Raw genomic sequence first — 22,255 nt, 5'->3', positions numbered from 1 at the left:
CACGGAATCGTTCAGGTGTCCGCGAGACGCTGGACGGCGGACATCGGGATGGCGAGCCAGGCGGGTCGGTGCCTGGCCTCGTACAGCACTTCGTAGACGGCCTTGTCCGTCTCGTACGCGCGCAGCAGGACGTCCTCTTCGCGCGGGTCGGAGCCGGAGGCTTCGGCGTAGCCGGAGCAGTAGGCGTCACGATTCTTCTCGGACCACTCGCGGGCCCACCCGGCGTCGTCGGGGGACGTGCGGGCGTGCTGGCACGCCGCGTAGTCGAACGAGCGCAGTATGCCCGCGATGTCCCGCACCACCGGCTGGGGGCGGCGGCGCTCGGCGATCGGGCGGGCGGGCTCGCCCTCGAAGTCGATGATCGACCAGCGGTCGGCGTCGCCCGCGCACAGCGCCTGGCCGAGGTGGAGGTCGCCGTGGATCCGCTGGGCGGACCAGGACCGTCCGCTGCGGCCGAGGTCGGCGACGGCGTTGAAGACGGTGTGCAGCTTCCCCCGGTACGGGCGCAGGGCGGGCACGGCGGCGGCCGCGGCCTCCAGGCGCTCGTTCATGCCGGAGGCGATGAACTCCAGTTGCCGCCGTCCCAGCGCGGTCACCGGCAGGGCCTGCGCCAGCGTGGTGTGCACCTCGGCGATCGCCCGGCCCAGCGCCCGCGCGGAACCGGAGAAGTCGCCGTGCGAGGCCAGCGAGTGCAGCGCGAGCTGCCAGCCGTCGCTGGTGCCGGGCAGGAAGGGCTGGAGCACGCCCAGCGTCATCGGCTCGCCCGCCTCGCTGCCCTCGCCGGGGCGCGCCTCGAACCAGGCGGCCGGCGCGGGCACCCGGTCCGACCCCGCCCGCGCCAGGGCGAGCGGCAGTTCCAGGTCCGGGTTGACGCCGGGGCTGACGCGGCGGAAGAGCTTGAGGATGTAGCGGTCGCCGTAGACCACCGAGGAGTTCGACTGCTCCACGCTCAGCGGCCTGGGGGGCAGCCCCTGCGGGATCGCGGTGCCGCGCTCCCGCTGGAAGAGCAGCGGCCCGAGCCGCCCGGGGGAGCGCAGCCGCTCCAGCAGGACGGCGGCCAGCCGCGGGTCGTGCAGGGCCTCGTACACCGTGCGGCCGGCCAGCGGCCCGTCGGCGGGGTGGCCGATCAGGGATCCGGCCAGCGGCGGCGGCAGGGCGCCGCGCACGCCGAGCAGCAGCTGGTAGCAGTCGGCGGGAACCGGATGGGTCTGCTCCGGCCCACCGGGCTGGCGGGCCTGCACGAGCAGGTGCAGCAGGCCCGGCGCGGCTCCGCTCGTGCACGGCAGCAGCTCGGTGGCGGCGACGAGGGCGAACCCGCTGACGGGCCGCCCCTTCCCGGCGAACCAGCGTTGCCGCGGAAGCCATTCGGTGAGCAGTGGTGTGAGCGAACGCAGCAGCGCCGCGCCCTCTGACTCGCGCGTGGCGACGACGGCGGCACGCGGCGAGGAGCTGTCCGACATGGCGTCCTTTCCCCGGGCACACGAAAGGTACGGCAGAGTGTCCCGGATTGCGGCTGTGGCTGTCCGGCGGTGCGGGACGTGTCGGGGAGTACCCACCAAGCGGGCTAGTGAACTCGTCTGAGCGGTGCGATCGATGGTGGTGGCAATACTGCCCGCGGTGGCCCGGGCCTAACCCGTGGTTGGGCTTCTTCCCGGGCCACCGCGTCTCATGCCTGCCCTACTCCTGCCGCACGCGCCTCACGCCTGCTCGCGCAGCCGGAACCAGTAGAAGCCGTGTCCCGCCAGCGTCAGCAGGTACGGCAGTTCGCCGATGGGCGGGAAGCGCACCCCGCCGATCAGCTCCACCGGGTGGCGTCCGTTGAAGGCGTTCAGGTCCAGCTCGGTGGGCTGCGGGAACCGCGAGAAGTTGTGCACGCACAGCACGAGGTCGTCCCCGTACTCGCGCAGGAAGGCGAGCACCGCCGGGTTGGACGAGGGCAGTTCGGTGTACGAGCCCAGCCCGAAGGCCGGGTTCTGCTTGCGGATCTCGATCATCCGGCGGGTCCAGTGCAGCAGCGACGAGGGGCTGCTCATGGCGGCCTCGACGTTGGTGACCTGGTAGCCGTGGACCGGGTCCATGATCGTGGGCAGGAACAGCCGGCCCGGATCGCAGGAGGAGAAGCCCGCGTTGCGGTCGGGCGTCCACTGCATGGGCGTGCGCACCGCGTCCCGGTCGCCCAGCCAGATGTTGTCGCCCATGCCGATCTCGTCGCCGTAGTAGAGGATCGGCGAGCCCGGCAGGGACAGCAGCAGGGCGGTGAACAGCTCGATCTGGTTGCGGTCGTTGTCCAGCAGCGTGGCGAGCCGGCGCCGGATGCCGATGTTGGCGCGCATCCGCGGGTCCTTGGCGTACTCCGCGTACATGTAGTCGCGCTCTTCGTCGGTGACCATCTCCAGGGTCAGCTCGTCGTGGTTGCGCAGGAAGATCCCCCACTGGCAGCCCGACGGGATGGCCGGGGTCTTGGCCAGGACCTCGGAGACCGGGTAGCGCGACTCGCGCCGCACCGCCATGAAGATGCGCGGCATGACGGGGAAGTGGAACGCCATGTGGCACTCGTCGCCGCCCTTGGAGTAGTCGCCGAAGTAGTCGACCACGTCCTCCGGCCACTGGTTGGCCTCGGCCAGCAGCACGGTGTCGGGGTAGTGGGCGTCGATCTCGGCGCGGACCTTCCTGAGGAACTCGTGGGTCTGCGGCAGGTTCTCGCAGTTGGTGCCCTCCTGCGCGTACAGGTAGGGGACCGCGTCCAGCCGGAACCCGTCGATGCCCAGGTCCAGCCAGAACTTCAGGGCCGAGATCATCTCCTCCTGCACCCGCGGGTTCTCGTAGTTGAGGTCCGGCTGGTGGGAGAAGAAGCGGTGCCAGTAGTACTGCTTGCGCACCGGGTCGAACGTCCAGTTGGACACCTCGGTGTCGACGAAGATGATGCGGGCGTCCGGGTACTGCTTGTCGTCGTCGGCCCACATGTAGTAGTCGCCGTAGGGCCCGTCGGGGTCGCGCCGGGACTCCTGGAACCACGGGTGCTGGTCGCTGGTGTGGTTCATGACCATGTCGATGATGACCCGCATGCCGCGCTGGTGCGCGGCGTCCACGAACTCCACGAAGTCGGCGAGGTCGCCGAACTCCGGGAGGACGGAGGTGTAGTCGGCGACGTCGTAGCCGCCGTCCCGCAGCGGGGACTTGAAGAACGGGGGCAGCCAGAGGCAGTCCACGCCCAGCCACTGCAGGTAGTCGAGCCGGGCGGTGAGGCCCTTCAGATCGCCGATGCCGTCGCCGTTGCTGTCCTGGAAGGACCGGACCAGCACTTCATAGAAGACGGCCCTCTTGAACCAATCGGGATCGCGGTCCTTGGCGGGCGTGTCCTCGAACGTGTCGATGACGGGTTCATTGACGGTCATGGTTGGGTGACCCTCCGGTCTGTGAGGACGGTCGCAGGGTGAGGATGTGCGCGGGTGCCGCGGCACGGCCCGGCTCCAGGCGCACATAGTTGTCCCTGCCCCAGTGATAGGTCTCGCCGGTGAGCTCGTCGCGCACCGGGAAAGGATCGGCGCCACTCTCCTGGGCGGGCGTGAGGCCGAGTTCCGCCAGGTCCAACGAGACCGTGGCCTCGTGGGTGTGGTGGGGATCGAGGTTGACCACCGTGAGAACCGTGTCGGCGTACGGCCGTGTACTGCGCTTCGAGTAGACGATGACCGACGGGTTGTCGGCGTGGTGGAAGCGCAGATTGCGCAGCTCCTGCAGTGCCGGATGGCGGCGGCGCAGCCGGTTCAGCTCGGTGATGAGCGGGGCGATGGTGGTGCCCGCACGCTCCGCGGCCGCCCAGTCGCGCGGGCGGAGCTGGTACTTCTCCGAGTCAAGGTACTCCTCGCTGCCCGGCCGCACCGGCGTCGACTCGCACAGCTCGTAGCCCGAGTAGACCCCCCAGGTGGGAGAGAGGGTCGCGGCGAGCACCGCACGGATCTCGAACGCGTGGCGGCCGCCGGTCTGGAGGTACTCGTTGAGGATGTCGGGAGTGTTGACGAAGAAGTTGGGCCTCATGTAGGAGGCCGCGTCCCCGGAGAGCTCGGTGAGGTACTCGGTCAGCTCGTCCTTGCCGTTGCGCCACGTGAAGTAGGTGTAGGACTGCTGGAAGCCGATCTTGGCGAGGGTGTGCATCATCGCGGGGCGGGTGAACGCCTCGGCGAGGAAGACGACGTCCGGGTCGGTCCTGTTGATCTCGCCGATCACCTTCTCCCAGAAGACGACCGGCTTGGTGTGCGGGTTGTCCACGCGGAAGATCCGCACCCCGTGGGACATCCACATCCGCAGGATCCGCAGGGTCTCCCCGACGATCCCGTCCATGTCCCGGTCGAACGCGATGGGGTAGATGTCCTGGTACTTCTTCGGCGGGTTCTCGGCGTAGGCGATCGAGCCGTCGGGGCGGTGGTGGAACCACTCCGGGTGCTCCTTGACCCACGGGTGGTCCGGGGAGCACTGCAGGGCGAAGTCCAGGGCCACCTCCATCTCCAGCTCGCGGGCGCGCGCCACGAAGCGGTCGAAGTCCTCGAAGGTGCCGAGGTCCGGGTGGATCGCGTCGTGCCCGCCGGCGGACGAGCCGATGGCCCAGGGGCTGCCGACGTCGTCGGGGCCGGCGGTGAGGGAGTTGTTGGGGCCCTTGCGGAACGCCTCGCCGATGGGGTGGATCGGCGGCAGGTAGACCACGTCGAACCCCATCGCGGCCACCGCGGGCAGCCGTTCGGCGGCCGTGCGCAGGGTGCCGGGGACGGGCGGCTCGCCCTCCCTCACCACCGCGCCCTCCGAGCGCGGGAAGAACTCGTACCACGAGCCGAACAGCGCCCTCCTGCGCTCCACCAGCAGCGGCAGCGGGCGGGTGGCGGTGACCGGCTCCCGCAGCGGGTGGCGGTCCAGCACGGCCGTCACCTCCGGCGCCAGCGCCGCCGCCAGCCGCGCGGCGACCGGGCGGGAGGCGTCGCGCAGGGCGTCCACCGCTTCGAGGACGGCCGCGCGGCCGTCCTCCTCGGGCACTCCGGCGGCGGCCCGCTCGTGCAGGCCCGCTCCCTCGGCGAGGGTCAGCTCCGCGTCGATCCCCGCCGGGACCTTGATCCCCGCGTTGTGCCGCCAGGTGCCGATCGGATCGCCCCACGCCTCGACGGCGTAGGTCCAGCGGCCCTCCGCGTCGGGGGTGACGTCGGCGCCCCAGCGGTCGGTGCCGGGCGCCAGCTCCCGCATCGGGGTCCATGGACCGGGCCTCCCGTCCGGATCGCGCAGGACCACGTTCGCGCCGACCGCGTCGTGCCCTTCGCGGAAGACGGTGGCCGAGACCCGGAAGGTCTCGCCGGCCACGGCCTTCGCCGGGCGGCGCCCGCAGTCGACGAGCGGGTGGACGTCCAGTACGGGAATGCGACCGATCATTGGATCACCTGGTGGCGTTACGGATGGTTTTGTTCTTTCTATCTGTTCCACAGACCGTTGACGGGCCGGGGGCATGGCCGCTCCTGTCCGCTTTCACTCGGCTGGCGTGACGGTTGTCTTGGGAGTGCCCCGAAAGGGCAGTAGGAAAAGAGCCTGCCCGCCCGGGCGGGGCGGGCAATCGACCCCAACGTGAACTACTCGTAAGCAATCGTGCCCAACGGGACCGTTCCCATCACGGGCCGGAGAAGTCCTCCTCCCTCCGGGCCGGCGGCGGCACCGGGTGCCAGGAGAGGGGCACGCGGAGGCGCGGCGCGCGGGCGCGCGGAACATGCGCGCATATGAGCCTATGGGGCCGTTCGAGATGTGATTCCGGGTTACGGGGCGAAAAGGCCGGTGATCCCGCTACCGTCGAGGTGTGAAGGCCATTCGTCGATTCTCTGTACGTCCCGTCCTTCCGGAACCCCTACGACCGCTCAGTGACCTGGCGCACAACCTGCGCTGGTCCTGGCACCCCGAGACCAGAGAGCTCTTCCGCTCGGCCGATCCCGACGGCTGGCGGGCCTCCGGCGGCGACCCGGTGCGGATGCTGGGGACCCTGTCCGCCCGGCGGCTGGGGGAGCTGGCCGGCGACCGCGGTTTCCTGCGGCGGCTCTCCGTCGTCGCCGGCGACCTGCAGGACTACCTGACCGAGCCGCGCTGGTACCAGCGGGCGGAGGGCGAACTGCCCGCCGCCGTGGCCTACTTCTCCCCCGAGTTCGGCATCACCGCGGCCCTGCCGCAGTACTCCGGCGGGCTCGGCATCCTCGCCGGGGACCACCTCAAGGCCGCCAGCGACCTCGGCGCCCCGCTGATCGGCGTGGGGCTGCTGTACCGGCACGGCTACTTCCGCCAGAGCCTGTCGCGCGACGGCTGGCAGCAGGAGCGGTACCCCGTCCTGGACCCCAACGAGATGCCGCTGGAACTGCTGCGCGAGCCCGGCGGCGCTCCGGTCCGCGTGGACCTGCGGCTGCCCGGCGGACGCACCCTGCGCGCCCATGTCTGGCAGGCCCGCGTCGGCCGCGTCCCCCTGCTGCTGCTCGACTCCGACGTGGAGGACAACGCCCCGCGCGAACGCGACGTCACCGACCGCCTCTACGGCGGCGGCAGCGAGCACCGGCTGCTCCAGGAGATGCTGCTGGGCATCGGCGGGGTGCGGGCGGTGCGCGCGTACTGCCGCGTCACCGGCCACCCCGCGCCCGAGGTGTTCCACACCAACGAGGGGCACGCCGGCTTCCTCGGCCTGGAGCGCATCCGGGAACTGAGCGGGGAGGGCGTCTCCTTCGACACCGCGCTGGAGGCCGTGCGCGCCGGGACGGTGTTCACCACCCACACCCCCGTCCCCGCCGGCATCGACCGCTTCGACCGCGACCTGGTCGCCCGCCACCTCGGCGACGACGGGGAGTTGCCCGGCGTGGACGTGGAGCAGGTGCTGGGGCTGGGCACCGAGACCTACCCCGGCGGCGAGCCGGGCCTGTTCAACATGGCGGTGATGGGCCTGCGGCTCGCCCAGCGCGCCAACGGCGTCTCCACGCTGCACGGCGCGGTCAGCCGGGAGATGTTCGCCGGGCTGTGGCCGGGCTTCGACGCCGCCGAGGTACCCATCACCTCGATCACCAACGGCGTCCACGCCCCCACCTGGACCGCCGACGAGATGCGGGCGCTGCGCCCCGGCGCGGGCGACGCCGAACTGTGGGAGACGCGCCGCGCCCTGCGCGAGGAACTGGTGCAGGAGGTGCGGCGGCGGCTGTACGCCTCCTGGCGGCAGCGCGGCGCCTCGGACGCCGAACTCGGCTGGATCGACGGCGTCCTGGACCCGGACGTGCTCACCATCGGCTTCGCCCGCCGCGTCCCGTCCTACAAGCGGCTGACGCTGATGCTGCGCGACCGGGAGCGGCTCACGGAGCTGCTGCTGCACCCCACCCGGCCCGTCCAGCTCGTGGTGGCGGGCAAGGCGCACCCGGCCGACGACGGCGGCAAGCGGCTGATCCAGGAGCTCGTGCGGTTCGCCGACGACCCGCGCGTGCGGCACCGGATCGTCTTCCTGCCCGACTACGGCATGGCCATGGCGCGGAAGCTCTACACCGGCTGCGACGTCTGGCTCAACAACCCGCTGCGCCCGCTGGAGGCCTGCGGCACCTCCGGGATGAAGGCGGCGCTCAACGGCTGCCTCAACCTCTCGGTGCCGGACGGCTGGTGGGACGAGTGGTACGAGCCGGACTTCGGCTGGGCCATCCCCACCGCCGACGCCGGCGGACCGGACGCGGCGCACGAGAGCGCGGAGGACCGCGAACGGCGCGACGACATAGAGGCCGCGGCGCTCTACGAACTCCTCCACGAGCATGTGGCGCCGTGCTTCTACGACCGCGGGGTGACCGGTTCCGGGCTGCCGGAGCGGTGGATCGAGATGGTCCGCCAGACCCTGGACCGGCTCGGGCCGAAGGTGCTCGCCGACCGGATGGTGCGCGAGTACGTGGAGCGGCTGTACACCCCCGCCGCCCACGCCCACCGGGCGCTGGACACCGCCGCCGCGGAAGGGCTGGCCCGGTGGAAGGCGCGGGTGCGCGCCGAGTGGCCGCGGGTGGCGATCGACCACGTGGAGTCGGCCTGCGAGTCCGTGGAGCTGGGCGGTTCGCTGGCGCTGCGGGTGCGGGTGGCCCTGGGCGGACTCGAACCGGGCGACGTGGAGGTGCAGGCGGTCGCCGGACGGGTGGACGAGTCGGACTCCATCGCCGGCGCCGACGCCGTCCGCGTACCGCTCAAGCCCTCCGGCGGGCCGGAGGAGGACGGGAGCTGGCTGTACGAGGGGCCGCTGGCGCTGGACCGCACCGGGCCGTTCGGCTACACCGTCCGCGTCCTGCCCTCCCATCCGCTGCTGGCGAGCCCGGCGGAGATGGGTCTGGTGACCCTGCCGCCGGACGACCTCGGCGCCAGACAGGCCGCGGGGTTGCTGATGCGCTGAGCCCCTCCCCCCTCCCTGTCCCCGCGTCGGTGCGGGGACGGAGGGACGGGGCGGAGGGGGAGGAGCGGACGGAGAAGGGGAGCCGCGCCGGTGGCGCGGCTCCCCGCCGTTTCCCCGCTCACCGGGACCGGGCCCGGCGGCGCCCCGCGGACGCGGTGCGCGCGGTGTGCACGGTGGTGCTGCGGATCAGAACGTCAGCTTCCAGGCGTTGATGTACCCGGAGTCGGAGCGGTAGACGTCCTGGACGCGCAGCTTCCAGGTGCCGGAGGCCGCCTCGGAGGAGGCGTCGACCGTGTAGGACGCCTGGACGCCGTCGCCCGAGTCCCAGGAGCTGTTCTTGAGACGGTAGGCCGTCCCGTCCGGCGCGACCAGGTCGATGACGAGGTCGCCGCGGTAGGTGTGGACGATGTCCACGTCCACCTTCAGCGTGCTGGGCGCGTTGCCGCTCCTGGTCACCTGGATCGGGGACTCCACGGTGCCCGGGTCCGGGATGGCGTGGTCGGCGGTGTTCTCGAAGACGTCGCCGCCCGGCTCGCCGCCGCCGTCACCGGGCCGGGAGCCGACGTTGACCGCCGCCCAGGCGTGGGCCACCGCCTTGTGCTGGACGCTGTCCGCGCCGAAGAGGTCGGCCGCGGCGGAGAGGGTGGCGGTACGGGCGCCCGCGTAGTTGGTGGTCGACGTCATCTTCTCGACGAGCGCCTTGAACCAGATCTTCTCGGCGGCCGCGATCCCGATGCCGGTCACCGGCAGACCGTCGGAGGTCGGCGAGTCGTAGCTGACGCCGTTGATGGTCTTGGCGCCGCTGCCCTCGCTGAGCAGGTAGAAGAAGTGGTTGGCCGGGCCCGAGGAGTAGTGGACGTCCACGCTGCCGATGCCGGAGTACCAGTAGTCCTTGGAGCTGCCGTCCCGGCTGGGCTTGTCCATGTAGCGCAGCGGGGTGCCGTTGCCGCGGATGTCGATCTTCTCGCCGACGAGGTAGTCGCCGACGTCCGCGCTGTTGGCGGCCCTGAACTCCACGGCGGCGGCGAAGATGTCGGAGGTCGCCTCGTTCAGGCCGCCGGACTCGCCGCTGTAGCGCAGGCCCGCGGTGTTGGAGGTCAGCCCGTGGGTCATCTCGTGGGCGGCGACGTCGATGGAGGTCAGCGGCTTGGAGTTGCCCGAGCCGTCGCCGTAGGTCATGCAGAAGCAGGAGTCCGTCCAGAACGCGTTGACGTAGGCGTTGCCGTAGTGCACCCGGCTGTAGGGGGCCTTGCCGTCGTTGCGGATGCCGTTGCGGCCGTGGACGTTCTTGTAGTAGTCCCAGGTCAGCGCGGCGCCGTAGTGGGCGTCCACTCCCGCGGTCTGGCGGTTGGACGGCGAGCCGGTGCCCCACAGGTCGTCGGCGTCGGTGAAGAGCGTGCCGGTGCCGGAGGTGCCGCCGCCCAGGTCGTAGGTCCTGTGGCCGCCGCGGCCGGCGTCGGTCATGGTGTACGAGCCGCTGGAGCCGCTGGTGCCCAGGGGGACCCGGCCGCTGTACATGCTCTCGCCGGTGCCGGTGTGCACGCCCTCCCACTGGGCGAGCTTCTCGCCGGTGGCGGCGTCGGTGACGACGTGGAGTTCGCTGGGGGTGCCGTCCTCCTGCGTGCCGCCGACCACCCGCTCCCAGGCGAGGACCGGCTCGCCGCCGGCGGCCCAGACCACCTTGCGGGGCGCGGTGCTGCCCTCCGCTGCGGCCTTCGCGGGCTTCCGCGCGGCCGGGGCGTCGGTGGAGGGGACGGCTATCTTCGCCCGGGTGGCCCTGGTGACCCCGGCGATCGCGCCGCTCGGGGACTCCTCGACGACCAGGTCGCCGCCGAGGACGGGCAGGCCGTCGTAGGTGCGCTCGTAGCGGGTGTGGACGGTGCCGTCGGCGTTCTTGACGACGTCGCGGACCTTCAGCTTCTCCTTGGCGCCGAGCTTCAGGGCCCTGGCGGTGGCGGCGCTGTCGGCCTCGGCGTCGCGGAGCAGCTCGGCGCGCTCGGACGGGGAGAGCTTGACGGAGAGGGCGCCGGGGTCCGGCTTGGCCTGCGGGGCGGCGGTGGAGACCTGCGCCTGGAGGCCGACGGCCAGGAGCGCCGAGGCGGCGACGAGGGCGCCGGTGGCGGTGGCGCGTCTGCGGGGGGTGGATCTGCCTGTCACGCTGAGCTCCTCACTGGAGGGCGGTGTGCGGAGACGGGGATGGTGCGCCTGAGGGTGTGGGGGGCGGTTCCCGTGGGGGGAGGCGGCCGTGCACGGCGTGGAGAGAGTGACACCGAAACGCCATTGATGACAGGGGCAGGTCAAGAAAATGGCCGGAACCTGTCCGTTGTCAGAAAATCGATGTCCGCTGACCGAACATGATGGAAACAGCGGGGACACCGGGCCGTCATGGGCCGGTGCGAGGCTGACGGAGGTCGGGTGCGGGTGTCCCGTCCGGCGGGGGCGGCCCGCCGGACGGGACACCGGAGGGCGTCCGCGCGGGGCCGTCAGGCCAGGCTGTCGCGCCAGGCGCGGTGGAGGCCGGCGAAACGGCCGCCGCCCGCGACGAGACCGGCCGGCGTGCCGTCCTCGACGATGCGCCCCGAGTCCATGACCAGCACCCGGTCGGCGACCTCCACCGTCGACAGCCGGTGGGCGATCACCACGGCGGTGCGCCCCCGCAGGACCGTGTCCATGGCCCGCTGGACGGCGCGCTCGCCGGGGATGTCCAGGGAGGAGGTGGCCTCGTCCAGGATGAGCACCGCCGGGTCGGCGAGCAGGGCGCGGGCGAAGGCGACCAGCTGGCGCTGTCCGGCGGAGATGCGGCCGCCGCGCTTGCGCACGTCGGTGTCGTACCCCTCGGGGAGGGCGGTGATGAAGTCGTGGGCGCCGATCGCCTCCGCCGCCCGCTCGATCTCCTCCCGGGTCGCCTCCGGGCGGCCGATCGCGATGTTGTCGGCGACCGTGCCGGAGAACAGGAACGCCTCCTGGGTCACCATGACGACCCCGCGCCGCAGTTCGGGCGTGGCCAGGTCCCGCAGGTCGGTGCCGTCCAGCAGCACCCGGCCCGCCGTGGGGTCGTAGAAGCGCGCGAGCAGCTTGGCGAGCGTGGACTTGCCCGCGCCCGTGGAGCCGACCACCGCGACCGTCTGCCCGGCCGGGATCTCCAGGTCGAAGCGGGGCAGCACCTCGCCGCCCGTGCGGTAGGCGAAGCGCACGCCCTCGAAGACCACGGTGCGGCCCGGGTGCCGGCCGGAGAGCCGCGGCAGCCGCCGGGGGCGCTCCGGTTCGGGGACGCCGGGGGCCTGGGCGAGCAGCCCGGCGATCTTCTCCAGGGAGGCCGCCGCGGACTGGTAGGAGTTGAGGAACATCCCCAGCCGGTCGATCGGGTCGTACAGCCGCCGCAGGTACAGCGCCGCCGCGGCGAGCACGCCCAGCTCCAGGGAGCCGGACGCCACCCGGTACGCGCCCCACAGCACGATGGCGGCGAGCGCGGTGTTGGCCACCAGCCGGGAGGAGACCACGTAGCGGGCCATCTCCAGGATGGCGTCGCCGTTGAACCGCAGGTGCCGGTCGTTGAGGCGGCCGAACTCCGCGTCGCCCGCCCGTTCGCGGCGGAACGCCTGCACCGGGCGGATGCCGTTCATCGTCTCCACGAACTTCACGATCATCGCCGCGGTGGCCGTGGACTTCCTGCGGTAGACGCGCATCGAGCGGCGCCGGAAGTTCCGCACGATCAGCAGGAGGGGGACGAAGGAGAGCAGGGCCGCCCCGCCCAGGCCGAGGTCGAGCCAGACCAGGACCGCGCAGATGTAGACCACCGAGAGCACCACGCCCAGCAGCTCCTGCAGGCCCTCGTCGAGCAGTTCGCGCAGCGCCTCGACGTCGGTGGTGGCGCGGGAGATCAGCCGGCCGGAGGTGTAGCGGTCGTGGAAGTCCACGCTGAGGACCTGGGCGTGCCGGTAGATCCGGCCGCGCAGCTCCAGCAGCACGCTCTGGTTGATCCGGGCGGCGGCCCGGACGAACGCGTACTGCAGGCCGCCCGAGGACAGCGCGCACACCGCGTACCCCGCCGCGACGGCGGCCAGCGGCCCGCCGTCGCCGGCGCGCAGCGCGGGCACCGCGCGGTCGATGGCGTACGCGACCAGCAGCGGCCCGGCCTGCACGGCGGCCTGCTGGAGCAGCAGCAGGACGGCGGCCACCGCGACCCGCGCCCGGTGCGGGCGCAGCAGCGAGCCGAGCAGCCGGAGCGAGGCGCCCTTCGGCACGGGCAGCACGTCGCGGTCGAAGGCGTCGGACGGCTCGGGCGGTCCGGCGGGCTCCGGACCCCGGCCGCCCGGCGCCGCCTTCGCGTCCCGCGCCTCCTCGTCCTCGAAGGGCTGCTCGGTGACGGTGGCGGTCATCGCTCCTCCTCGCGCTGCTCGCCGGACATCAGATGGCGGTACTCGGCGCTGGAGCGCAGCAGTTCGGCGTGGGTCCCGACGGCGGCGATACGGCCCCGCGACAGCAGCGCGACCCGGTCGGCCAGCAGCACGGTGGAGGGCCGGTGCGCCACCACCAGGGCGGTGGTGCCGGCCAGCACCTCGCGCAGGGCAGCCTCCACCAGGGCCTCGGTGCGGACGTCGAGCGCGGAGAGCGGGTCGTCCAGCACCAGGAAGCGGGGGCGGCCCACGACGGCGCGCGCCAGCGCCAGCCGCTGGCGCTGCCCGCCGGACAGGCTCAGCCCCTGCTCGCCCACCTGGGTGTCCAGCCCCTGCGGCAGCGCCGCCGTGAACTCCCGGGCCTGGGCGACCCGCAGGGCGCGCGCCAGCTCCTCCTCCCCGGCGTCCTCCGCGCCCATCAGCACGTTCTCCCGCACGGAGGCGGAGAAGAGCGTGGGCTCCTCGAAGGCGACGGCCACCAGCGAGCGCAGCTCCTCGCGGGGCAGCGCCGCGGCGTCCCGTCCGTCCAGGGTGATCCGGCCGGAGGTCGCCTCGTACAGCCGGGGGATCAGGGCGGTGAGCGTGGTCTTGCCGCTGCCGGTGGCGCCGACCAGCGCCATGGTCTCGCCGGGGCGGACGTGCAGGTCGACGCCGTCCAGGACGGGCGGGGCGTCCGGCGGCGCGTCCGGGTGGCGGAAGACCACCCGCTCGAAGCGCAGGCCGCCGTCCGCGGCCCGGGCGCCCTTCCGCGCGCCGGGGGAGCCGGGGGAGTCGGGCGAGGGGCGCCCGGCGGCGAGGACGTCCGGCGGGACCGGCTCGTCCAGCACCTCGAAGTAGCGGTCGGCCGCCGTCGCCGACTCGTTGCTCATGGCGATCAGGAAGCCGATCGACTCCACCGGCCAGCGCAGCGCCAGGGCCGTGGTGAGGAAGGCGACCAGGGTGCCCGCCGACAGCTCGCCGTCGGCCACCTGGACCGTGCCCCACACCAGCGCGGCGCCGATGGCCAGCTCCGGCAGCGTCATGATGACCGCCCAGATGCCCGCCAGCAGCCGCGCCTTGCGCAGCTCGGTGCCCAGCAGCCGCCGGGACAGCTCCCGGAAGGCGCGGGCCTGGCTGCGGTGGCGGCCGAAGCCCTTGATGATCCGGATGCCGAGCACGGCCTCCTCGACGACCGTGGTCAGATCGCCGACCTGGTCCTGCGCCCGGCGCGCCTGGAGGGAGTACCGCGTCTCGAAGACCGAGCAGACCAGCACCATCGGCGCCACCGGGACCAGCAGCACCAGTCCCAGCGTCCACTCCTGGGCCAGCAGGACCGCGAAGCCGACGACGATGGTGGTGGCGTTCACCAGCAGGAAGGTGAGCGGGAAGGCCAGGAACAGGCGGATCAGGTGCAGGTCGGCCGTGGCGCGCGACAGCAGCTGCCCGCTCGCCCAGCGGTCGTGGAAGGCGACCGGCAGCCGCTGGAGGTGACGGTAGAGGGCGGCGCGCATCGACGCCTCGACCCCGGCCAGCGGACGGGCCACCAGCCAGCGGCGCAGCCCGAACAGCACGGCCTCCAGCACGCCGACGGCCAGCAGCAGGGCGCCGCCCAGCCACACCCCGCCCGTGTCGCGGTCGGCGATCGGCCCGTCCACGATCCACTTCAGGATCAGGGGGATGACCAGGCCCAGGCAGGAGGCGACGATCGCCACGAACGCCGCGGTGAACAGCCGCGCCCGCACCGGCCGCACGTAGGGCCACAGGCGCAGCAGCGAGCGTACGGCGGAACGGCCCCGCTCCCCGGCGGGGCCGTCGGCGGAACCGGGCCCGCGCGGAGCGGAGGCGTGCGGTCCGGGGTGTGGGGGATCGGGGCGCGGGGGGCTGGCGGCGGTGGCAGACATCAGGAGTGAGACTACGGTTCACCACTGACGGGCCACACTCGGTTTTCCGCCGTAGGACTGACGGCGGACGGTGCGCCGCCGGACCTGGGACCCGACCCGACCTGACCCGACCGGACCTAGGGGGCCCCCGCCCGGCGCAGGCCGCGGACGGCCGGGACGGACAGCAGCGCCGCGCTGACCGCCAGGGCCGCCGCCCCGCCGGCCAGCAGCACGTTCCGGGTGCCGACGAGTTCGGCGGCCGGGCCCGCCAGCGCCTGGCCGACGGGCAGCATCGACAGGGAGCCGGCGACCTCGTAGGCGTGCACGCGGCCCCGGATCGCCCCGGGCACCTGGGTCTGCACGCTGGTCGCCCACATCACGCCCCAGAAGCCGATCGCCGCCCCCGAGACGGCGGTGCACGCCGCGATCGCCGCCGGCGGGAGCTGCGCGCCCACCGCCGCGGGGAAGAGGCAGTAGCCGAGCAGGGCCAGGGAGCCGGCGCGCAGCGGGTGGAGGGGGCGTATGCGCAGGGCCAGCAGCCCGCCGACCGCGGTGCCCGCGCCCAGCGCCGAGTTGACCAGGCCGTACGTCCGCGCGCCGTGCTCGGAGATGATCTCCGTGGCGGTGAGGGGCACCAGGGGGCCGGTGACCGTGATCATCAGCACCATCCACAGCACGATGACCGCCCACATCCAGGTGCGGGACCTGAACTCCCGCCAGCCCTCGGCCAGATCGGCCCGGTAGGAGGAAGCCCGCCGCGCCGCCCCGGTCACCCCGGCGCGCGCGGCCCGCGCGGGCAGCCGCAGCAGCACCAGGCACAGGGCGCTCAGGGCGTACGTCCCCGCGTGGGCGGCGAACACCCCGCCGGAGGAGGCCACGGCGACCAGCACGCCGGCGAGCGCGGGCCCGGCGAGCATCGCCAGGGACTCGGCGGTGCGTATCACCCCGTTGGCGCCCTGCACGTCCCGCGCCACCTTGGGGACGGTGCTGGCCACGCCGGGCTGGAACATCCCGGCCGCCACGCCGTTGACCGCGCCGATGGCGCAGATCTGCCAGAGCACCACGTGCCCGGTCAGGAAGAGCGCGGCGACCAGCGACTGGGTCGCCACCCGCACCAGGTCGGAGCCGACCATCAGCGCCCGGGCGTCGAAGCGGTCCGACAGCACCCCGCCGAAGACGACGAACCCGGCGAAGCAGACCGTGAAGGAGGCCATGGCCAGACCGATGTCGCCCGCGCCCATCCCGTGCCCGAGCAGGCCCGCGGAGAGCGCGATGGGCAGCATCGCGTCCCCCAGCATGGCGACGGCCCGGGCGGTGAAGAACAGCAGGAAGTCGCGGGACCACAGGCCGTGCGGGGGCTCGGGGACGAGTTCGGCGCCGGATTCGGCGCCGGGTTCGGCGCCGGGGGCGGGGGCGGGCTCGGCATCGGGGGCGGGGCCGGCTTCTCGGGGGGAGGGGCGGGAGGCTCTCACAAGCACTGGAGTGTGGACTGGACCACTGCGCCGCGTCCACAGCCCCGGGACGCGGGGGCGGTGGGCGGGCGGCGGCCGGGCTGTCGGTGGGGGCCCCTACGCTGCCCGGTATGAGTCAGGCAGAGGTACGAGAGCTGCAGACCGCGCTGCACACCGCGTCCGACATCGCCTTCGCGCTGGACGGCGAGCCCTCGGCGGAGCAGGCGGCCGAGCTGGTGGACGCGCTGCGCCGGGCGCTGGACGCGGCCCGGTCGCTGGGACAGGACCGCGGCGGCACGGGCTGCCGGGAGCACCCGCGCGGGGCGGTCGATCCGCTGTACGGGGACAAGGACGATCCGCTGCCGCCGGGCTGGGGGCGGTGCCTGCTGTGCAACGACCGGCGGCGCCGGGCGGGCACGCAGCGGTACGCCGGGCGCTGAGGAGGCCGGTGCGGGAGGAGGCTGGCGCGGGAGGGCGGGTGCGGGAGGGGGCGGGTCCCGCCGCTCAGCACTCCTCGGCGCGCAGCTCGAACCAGGTCGTCTTGCCGTGCGGCAGCAGGTCCACGCCCCAGCGGTCGGAGAGGTGGTCCACCAGGAACAGCCCGCGGCCGCTGACGTCGAACTCGTGGACGGGCAGCAGACAGGGCAGTCCGCGCGAGGGGTCGCGGACCTCCACGCGGATCCGGCCGCGCTGCCGCCGCAGCCGCAGCCCGAGGGCCTGGGCCCCGGTGTGCCGGACGGCGTTGCCGACCAGTTCGGAGACGAGCAGCACGGCGTCCTCGGCGAGCGCGGTGGACAACCCCCAGCGGGTCAGCAGGACGGACCGGACGAGCCGGCGCGCGGTGTGCGCGGACTCGGGGCGGTTGGGCAGCCGCACCTCCCCGGCGGTCGGATCGCCGGCCTCGGCGAGGACGTCGGCGGGCTCGGGCAGTCCGGCGGGTTGGGCGAGTCCGGCGGGCCGGGGGAGCCCGGCGGGCTGGGCGAGTCCGGGAAGCCCGCCGGACCCGCCGTCGGTCGCCGCAGGGGTCGGTTCGTCCTCCGGTGCCGGTGCCGTGCGCGCCGTGTTCGCTCCCGCCATGGGCCCATCATGGCCGCGAAACGCCCGCCCCGTGGCCGTACCGCGCGAATCCCCCGCGGTGCGCGGGCCGTTCCGGGCTCGCCGCGCCGTACGCGCACCGATCGTGTGCGCCGGGGCAGGGCGCGGAACGGCCCGCGCGCCGTTCCGCGCCCCTCGTGCTCCGGCCGGGCGTCAGCGGAACTTCGCCTTGCCCGGCCCCTCCTCGACGAAGCTGCGCATGCCGGTCTCGCGGTCCTCGGTCGCGAACAGCCCGGCGAACCAGGTGCGCTCGATGGCGAGCCCGGTGTCGATGTCCGCCTCCAGCCCGGCGTCGACGCACTCCTTGGCCGCGCGCAGCGCGATCGCCGGGCCGGCGGCCAGCCGCGCCGCCCAGGCGTGCGCCTGCTCGTAGACCTCGGCCGCGGGCACGACCCTGTCCACCAGGCCGATCGCCAGGGCCTCGTCCGCCTTCACCTGGCGGCCGGTGAAGATCAGGTCCTTGGCCCTGGCCGGGCCGACCAGCCGCGCCAGCCGCTGGGTGCCGCCGGCGCCGGGGATCAGGCCGAGCAGGATCTCGGGCTGGCCCAGCCTGGCGTTGTCGGCGGCGATCCGGATGTCGGCGCACAGCGCCAGCTCGCAGCCGCCGCCCAGCGCGTAGCCGGTCACCGCGGCCACCACCGGCTTGGGGATGCGGGCCACGGCGGTGAAGGAGTCCTGGAGCCCCCGGGACCTGGCGACCATGGCCGCGTGGTCCATCTCGCGCATCTCCTTGATGTCCGCGCCCGCCGCGAACACCTTCTCCCCGCCGTAGAGCACCACGGCCCGCACGTCGTCGCGGTGCGCCGCCTCCTCGGCCAGCTCGCGCAGCCGGTCCTGGGTGGCGATGTCCAGCGCGTTCATGGGGGGACGGTCCAGTCGGATGGTGCCGACGCCCTCGGCGACCTCAAGAGTCACAGTCATGGGGGCAGGTTAGCCCCCGTTAACGCCGGGCGGTCCGGCGCCTCCCGGCTCCGCGGAGCCGGAGCGGGCGTGGGCTACCCTCACCCGGTCGGAGCAAACCGGCGTAAAGAAGACGATCACGCGGGTGAGGCGGACGGCTCGAACGGGAACACTCCCGCTAGACCCGGAAACCGGGCCGTGCGGCAGGGACGCCGCGCGGCCCGGCGTCCGCCCCCGCCGCGAGCCGCCGGAGGCCACAACGTGTCGGACGTGTCGAGCGCACCCGAACAGCAGGCGCGCCGGGACCCCTGGGACGGGGGGACCCCGGCCCCCGCCGCGGTCGCGGGCCCGGCGACCGCCGGCCCGGCGACCGCCACCGTCTGGCCCGGCAGCCCCCAGCCGCTGGGGGCCCGCCACCACATCGGGCCGGGCGGGGTGGCGGGCACCAACTTCGCCCTGTGGTCGGCCGGGGCCGAGGCCGTCGAGGTCTGCCTCTTCGACGACGACGGCAACGAGACCCGCTGCCCGCTGACCGAGCACACCCAGGAGATCTGGCACGGCTTCGTGCCCGGCGTCGGCCCCGGCCAGCGCTACGGCTACCGGGTGCACGGCCGCTGGGACCCCTGGACGGGCGCCCGCTGGAACCCCGCCAAGCTGCTGCTGGACCCGTACGCCCGCGCGGTGGACGGCGACTACGCGCTGCCGCCGGAGGTCTACGGCCACGTCCGCGACTGGCCGCAGCGCCACCTGGCCGACACCGTGCGCGACGAGCACGACTCCGCGCCGTACGTGCCCAAGGGCGTCATCGTCGACACCGCCCTCGGCGCCGGCTCGGAGGCCGACGACGAGTGGATCGACGACCGCCGCCCCAAGACCCCCTGGGCCGACTCGGTCATCTACGAGCTGCACGTGCGCGGCTTCACCATGCGCCACCCCGACGTCCCGCCCGAGCTGCGCGGCACCTACGCCGGACTCGCCCACCCGGCCGCGATCGAGCACCTGGTGAAACTGGGCGTGACGGCGGTGGAACTGCTGCCGGTGCACCAGTTCGCGCACGAGGACCACCTGCTCCGCCGCGGCCTGCGCAACCACTGGGGCTACAACTCCGTCGGCTACTTCGCGCCGCACGCCGCGTACGCCGCCTCCGGCACCCGCGGCCAGCAGGTGGGGGAGTTCCGGCGGATGGTGCGGGCGCTGCACGCCGCCGGGATCGAGGTCATCCTCGACGTGGTCTACAACCACACCGCCGAGGGCAGCGAGCTGGGGCCGACGCTCTCCCTGCGCGGCATCGACAACCGCGGCTACTACCGGCTGGCCGACGACCCGCGCCGCTACGCCGACTACACCGGCTGCGGCAACACCCTGCACGTCGTCCAGCCCCAGGTGCTGCGGCTGATCACCGACTCGCTGCGCTACTGGGTGCAGGAGATGGGCGTGGACGGCTTCCGCTTCGACCTCGCCGCCGCGCTCGCCCGCTCCATGCACGACGTGGACATGCTCTCCCCCTTCCTCGCCGTCATCGCCCAGGACCCGGTGCTGCGCCGGGTGAAGCTGATCGCCGAGCCGTGGGACGTGGGCGCGGGCGGCTACCAGGTGGGCGCCTTCCCGCCGCTGTGGACGGAGTGGAACGACCGCTACCGCGACACCGTCCGCGACTTCTGGCGCGGCGCGCTGCCCGACGTGCGCGACCTGGGCTACCGGCTCTCGGGCTCCAGCGACCTGTACGCCTGGGGCGGTCGGCGGCCGTACGCGTCGGTCAACTTCGTCACCGCCCACGACGGCTTCACCCTGCGCGACCTGGTGAGCTACGAGCGCAAGCACAACGAGGCCAACGGCGAGGACAACCGCGACGGCACGGACGACAACCGCTCCTGGAACTGCGGCGTGGAGGGGGAGACCGGCGACGAGGCCGTCCTCGCCCTGCGCCGGCGGCAGCTGCGCAACCTGCTGACCACCCTGCTGCTGTCCACCGGCGTGCCGATGCTGGTGGCGGGCGACGAGATGGGCCGCACCCAGGGCGGCAACAACAACGCCTACTGCCAGGACAACGAGACCGGCTGGGTGGACTGGTCGCTGCGGGAGGAGCCGGCCTGGCGGGAGCTGCTGGCGCTGGCCTCGCGGCTGATCGCGCTGCGCCGCTCCCACCCGGTGCTGCGCCGGCGCGCCTTCTTCTCGGGGCGGGCGTACGGCCCGGAGGGGCTGCGGGACCTCGCCTGGTTCACCGGGAGCGGCGAGGAGATGACCGAGCCCGACTGGTACGCCCCCGGCGCGACGCTGGGCATGTACCTGTCCGGCCGGGACATCCCGCAGCGCGACGAGCGGGGGGAGCCGGTGGCCGACGACAGCTTCCTGGTCGTCCTCCACGCCGGGCACGGGAACGGCGGCTTCCGGCTGCCGGGGCAGCCCTGGGGCCAGGCGTACGAACTGCTGGTGGACACCGCGCGGGAGGACCAGGAGGACGAGCCGGGCACGGTCCACCCGGCGGGCGAGACGGTCGCGCTCCCGGCGCGCTCGGTGCTGGTGTGGCGGGTGCTGCCCTGAGGTGCCCGGGTGGCTCGTGTGACGCGTGAGGCGCCGGTTAGGGTGTGCGCGTCACGACCGCACAAGGGGAGGGAACGACAGGCGATGGCCGACATCGAGACCGCACGCGAGGCGTTCGACCGCTTCGACCTGGACGGGGACGGGCTGGTCACCGCGGCGGAGTTCCGCAAGGTGCTGGGCGAGCTGGGGGACTACACCCTCACGGTGGAGATGGCCCAGACGCTGATCAACCAGCACGACGGCGACGGCGACGGCCTGCTGTCCTTCGAGGAGTTCTGGCAGGCCCGCCAGAAGGCCGCCACGTCGTCGTAGGGCGCGGCGCGGTCCTCGCGGTACGGCGGGGCGGTCACCACAGGAGCAACCCGGGGTGACCGCCCCGCTTTTCTGTGTCATAAGTGGCTTTTGTCGGTCAATGCGCCTGATGCGCCGCCGACCGGTGCGGCGGTCCCGCGGTGTCCGCCGTGCCCGCCGCGCCCACCGCGCCCGCCGTGTTCCCGCCCCCGACCGGGCCCGGGCGCACGGCCCGAACCCGGAGGACCACGATGCGCACCAGACGCACCGCCCACCACCGCCCCGCGACCCGTACCCCCCGCATCCCCCGCCCGCTCCGCGCCCCCCGTACCGCCCTGCCGGCCGTGGCGCTGCTGTGCCTCGGCCTCGCGCCGGTGGCGGCCCCCGCCCCGGCCGACGGCGCCCGCCCCGCCGCGTCCACGCGCGCGGCGCCCGGCCCCGTCCAGACCTGGGCGGCCGACCTGACCCGGCTGGACGCCGACGACACCGGCGTCCGCCACTCCGGCGGAGAACTGCGCACCGCCGGCTCCTACGGCGTCCTCGTCCTGGCGCCGCACCGGCTCGACCGGGCGGCCAACCGCGTCCGCGTGAAACCCGCCGGGCACGTGCCCGGCGGCGCCGGGATGTCCGTCGACGTCCGCGGACGCACCGGGAACGGCCCGTGGACCGAGTGGCGCGAGGCGGGCGACGCCCGCGGCGGCACCGCGGTCCTCCCGCGCTCCGTCACCGCCGTCCAGGTGCGGCTGGCCCTGTGGGACCCCGCGGGCGCGATCCGGCTGAGAGGTCTGGCGGTGAGCGCCGACACCGACCCGGCGGCCCGGCAGGAGGCGGACGCCGCCGCGCCCGCGTACCGCGCCGAGGTCTTCGCCACCCGGATCGGCCTGGTCGGCCGCACCACCGCCAACGGGCACGTCATCCGGAAGAACGACCGCTTCGCGGCCCTGCCCTCGCGGCGGGGTCTGTCGCGCAAGGGCGGCCGGGAGTACTCGGTGCGGGTCTGCGGCCCGGCCCGCTGCGTGACCGTCCCCGTGTGGGACGTCGGGCCCTGGAACATCCGCGACGACTACTGGAACCCCTCCACGGTGCGCCAGAGCTTCCGGGACCTGCCGCGGGGCGTGCCCGAGGCGGAGGCGGCGTACTACACCGGCTACAACGGCGGACGCGACGGAAAGGGCCGCCGGGTGCTCAACCCCGCCGGCATCGACCTGGCCGACGGCACCTTCCGCGACGTCGGGCTGCGCGACAACGGCTGGGTGAGCGTCACCTACCTGTGGACGGGCGCCCGCTGATCCCCCGCCCGTCGCGGCGCCGCCC

The 22,255-nt window shown here is 73.8% G+C and carries 14 protein-coding genes; 5 read left to right on the top strand and 9 right to left on the bottom strand.

The annotated features are described in order from the left end of the window. Window positions 1-11 precede the first annotated feature (11 nt). The 3 genes from QC029_RS21400 to QC029_RS21390 form a co-directional block, all read right to left on the bottom strand. A complete protein-coding gene (locus QC029_RS21400; RefSeq protein ID WP_279557351.1) occupies window positions 12-1,460 on the bottom strand; it encodes a phosphotransferase in 1,449 nt (482 codons plus the stop codon). Between the two features lie 237 nt (window positions 1,461-1,697). Beyond that, on the bottom strand, window positions 1,698-3,395 hold the full coding sequence (treS, locus tag QC029_RS21395) for a maltose alpha-D-glucosyltransferase (protein ID WP_279557350.1): 1,698 nt from the start codon (window positions 3,393-3,395) through the stop codon (window positions 1,698-1,700). Next, entirely contained in the window at window positions 3,382-5,409 is a 2,028-nt protein-coding gene (locus QC029_RS21390; RefSeq protein WP_279557349.1) for an alpha-1,4-glucan--maltose-1-phosphate maltosyltransferase, read from the bottom strand. The genes treS and QC029_RS21390 overlap by 14 nt, the downstream gene beginning before the upstream one ends. 415 nt (window positions 5,410-5,824) lie before the next feature. Between QC029_RS21390 and glgP the strand changes: the two genes are divergently transcribed. After that, a complete protein-coding gene (gene glgP / locus QC029_RS21385) occupies window positions 5,825-8,407 on the top strand; it encodes an alpha-glucan family phosphorylase (RefSeq protein WP_279557348.1) in 2,583 nt (860 codons plus the stop codon). Window positions 8,408-8,593: 186 nt separating this feature from the next. Here the strand turns inward: glgP and QC029_RS21380 are convergent, their stop codons facing one another. The 4 genes from QC029_RS21380 to QC029_RS21365 all read right to left on the bottom strand — a co-directional run bounded on the left by QC029_RS21380 (window position 8,594) and on the right by QC029_RS21365 (window position 16,009). Then, window positions 8,594-10,564 carry a M4 family metallopeptidase gene (locus tag QC029_RS21380; RefSeq protein WP_279557347.1) on the bottom strand — a complete coding sequence of 657 codons (1,971 nt, stop codon included), beginning with the start codon at window positions 10,562-10,564 and terminating at the stop codon, window positions 8,594-8,596. Window positions 10,565-10,890: 326 nt separating this feature from the next. Further along, window positions 10,891-12,786, bottom strand: coding sequence for an ABC transporter ATP-binding protein (locus QC029_RS21375; RefSeq protein ID WP_279557346.1), 1,896 nt, complete (start codon window positions 12,784-12,786; stop codon window positions 10,891-10,893). Continuing rightward, a complete protein-coding gene (locus QC029_RS21370) occupies window positions 12,783-14,684 on the bottom strand; it encodes an ABC transporter ATP-binding protein (protein ID WP_279557345.1) in 1,902 nt (633 codons plus the stop codon). Before QC029_RS21370 ends, QC029_RS21375 begins: the two co-directional genes overlap by 4 nt. Window positions 14,685-14,800: 116 nt before the next feature. Then, complete coding sequence (locus tag QC029_RS21365; RefSeq protein ID WP_279557359.1) at window positions 14,801-16,009, bottom strand: MFS transporter; 1,209 nt, start codon at window positions 16,007-16,009, stop codon at window positions 14,801-14,803. Window positions 16,010-16,245: 236 nt separating this feature from the next. Here QC029_RS21365 and QC029_RS21360 point away from each other — a divergent pair, with 236 nt between their 5' ends. Next, the gene (locus tag QC029_RS21360; protein ID WP_279557344.1) at window positions 16,246-16,554 is read left to right on the top strand and encodes a hypothetical protein; all 309 of its coding nucleotides are present in this window, start codon (window positions 16,246-16,248) and stop codon (window positions 16,552-16,554) included. Window positions 16,555-16,618: 64 nt separating this feature from the next. On the opposite strand, the gene QC029_RS21355 is transcribed toward QC029_RS21360, so the two are convergent. After that, window positions 16,619-17,191 (bottom strand): anti-sigma regulatory factor, encoded by a 573-nt coding sequence (locus QC029_RS21355; RefSeq protein ID WP_279557343.1) that lies wholly within the window; start codon window positions 17,189-17,191, stop codon window positions 16,619-16,621. Between the two features lie 171 nt (window positions 17,192-17,362). Further along, complete coding sequence (locus QC029_RS21350; protein WP_279557342.1) at window positions 17,363-18,130, bottom strand: enoyl-CoA hydratase-related protein; 768 nt, start codon at window positions 18,128-18,130, stop codon at window positions 17,363-17,365. 249 nt (window positions 18,131-18,379) lie between these two features. On the opposite strand from QC029_RS21350, the gene glgX reads away from it, so the two are divergent. From glgX to QC029_RS21335, 3 genes are all read left to right on the top strand, one after another. Beyond that, on the top strand, window positions 18,380-20,650 hold the full coding sequence (glgX, locus tag QC029_RS21345) for a glycogen debranching protein GlgX (protein ID WP_336621607.1): 2,271 nt from the start codon (window positions 18,380-18,382) through the stop codon (window positions 20,648-20,650). Between the two features lie 84 nt (window positions 20,651-20,734). Next, the gene (locus QC029_RS21340) at window positions 20,735-20,962 is read left to right on the top strand and encodes an EF-hand domain-containing protein (RefSeq protein ID WP_279557340.1); all 228 of its coding nucleotides are present in this window, start codon (window positions 20,735-20,737) and stop codon (window positions 20,960-20,962) included. 230 nt (window positions 20,963-21,192) lie between these two features. After that, window positions 21,193-22,230, top strand: coding sequence for a hypothetical protein (locus QC029_RS21335; protein WP_279557339.1), 1,038 nt, complete (start codon window positions 21,193-21,195; stop codon window positions 22,228-22,230). The last annotated feature ends 25 nt before the right edge of the window (window positions 22,231-22,255 follow it).

Source organism: Streptomyces sp. DH37, from assembly GCF_029813835.1.
Lineage (GTDB): Bacteria > Actinomycetota > Actinomycetes > Streptomycetales > Streptomycetaceae > Streptomyces.
The sequence above is the reverse complement of the archived record's forward strand: the minus strand, read 5'-3'. Positions and strand labels throughout refer to the sequence as shown.

What these genes read in the sequence shown, in the direction of transcription:
- QC029_RS21400 (WP_279557351.1), bottom strand. Translation starts at nt 1,460, where the DNA reads ATGTCGGACAGCTCCTCGCCGCGTGCCGCCGTCGTCGCCACGCGCGAG.
- treS (WP_279557350.1), bottom strand. Translation starts at nt 3,395, where the DNA reads ATGACCGTCAATGAACCCGTCATCGACACGTTCGAGGACACGCCCGCC.
- QC029_RS21390 (WP_279557349.1), bottom strand. Translation starts at nt 5,409, where the DNA reads ATGATCGGTCGCATTCCCGTACTGGACGTCCACCCGCTCGTCGACTGC.
- QC029_RS21375 (WP_279557346.1), bottom strand. Translation starts at nt 12,786, where the DNA reads ATGACCGCCACCGTCACCGAGCAGCCCTTCGAGGACGAGGAGGCGCGG.
- QC029_RS21370 (WP_279557345.1), bottom strand. Translation starts at nt 14,684, where the DNA reads ATGTCTGCCACCGCCGCCAGCCCCCCGCGCCCCGATCCCCCACACCCC.
- QC029_RS21360 (WP_279557344.1), top strand. Translation starts at nt 16,246, where the DNA reads ATGAGTCAGGCAGAGGTACGAGAGCTGCAGACCGCGCTGCACACCGCG.
- QC029_RS21355 (WP_279557343.1), bottom strand. Translation starts at nt 17,191, where the DNA reads ATGGCGGGAGCGAACACGGCGCGCACGGCACCGGCACCGGAGGACGAA.
- QC029_RS21350 (WP_279557342.1), bottom strand. Translation starts at nt 18,130, where the DNA reads ATGACTGTGACTCTTGAGGTCGCCGAGGGCGTCGGCACCATCCGACTG.
- QC029_RS21340 (WP_279557340.1), top strand. Translation starts at nt 20,735, where the DNA reads ATGGCCGACATCGAGACCGCACGCGAGGCGTTCGACCGCTTCGACCTG.
- QC029_RS21335 (WP_279557339.1), top strand. Translation starts at nt 21,193, where the DNA reads ATGCGCACCAGACGCACCGCCCACCACCGCCCCGCGACCCGTACCCCC.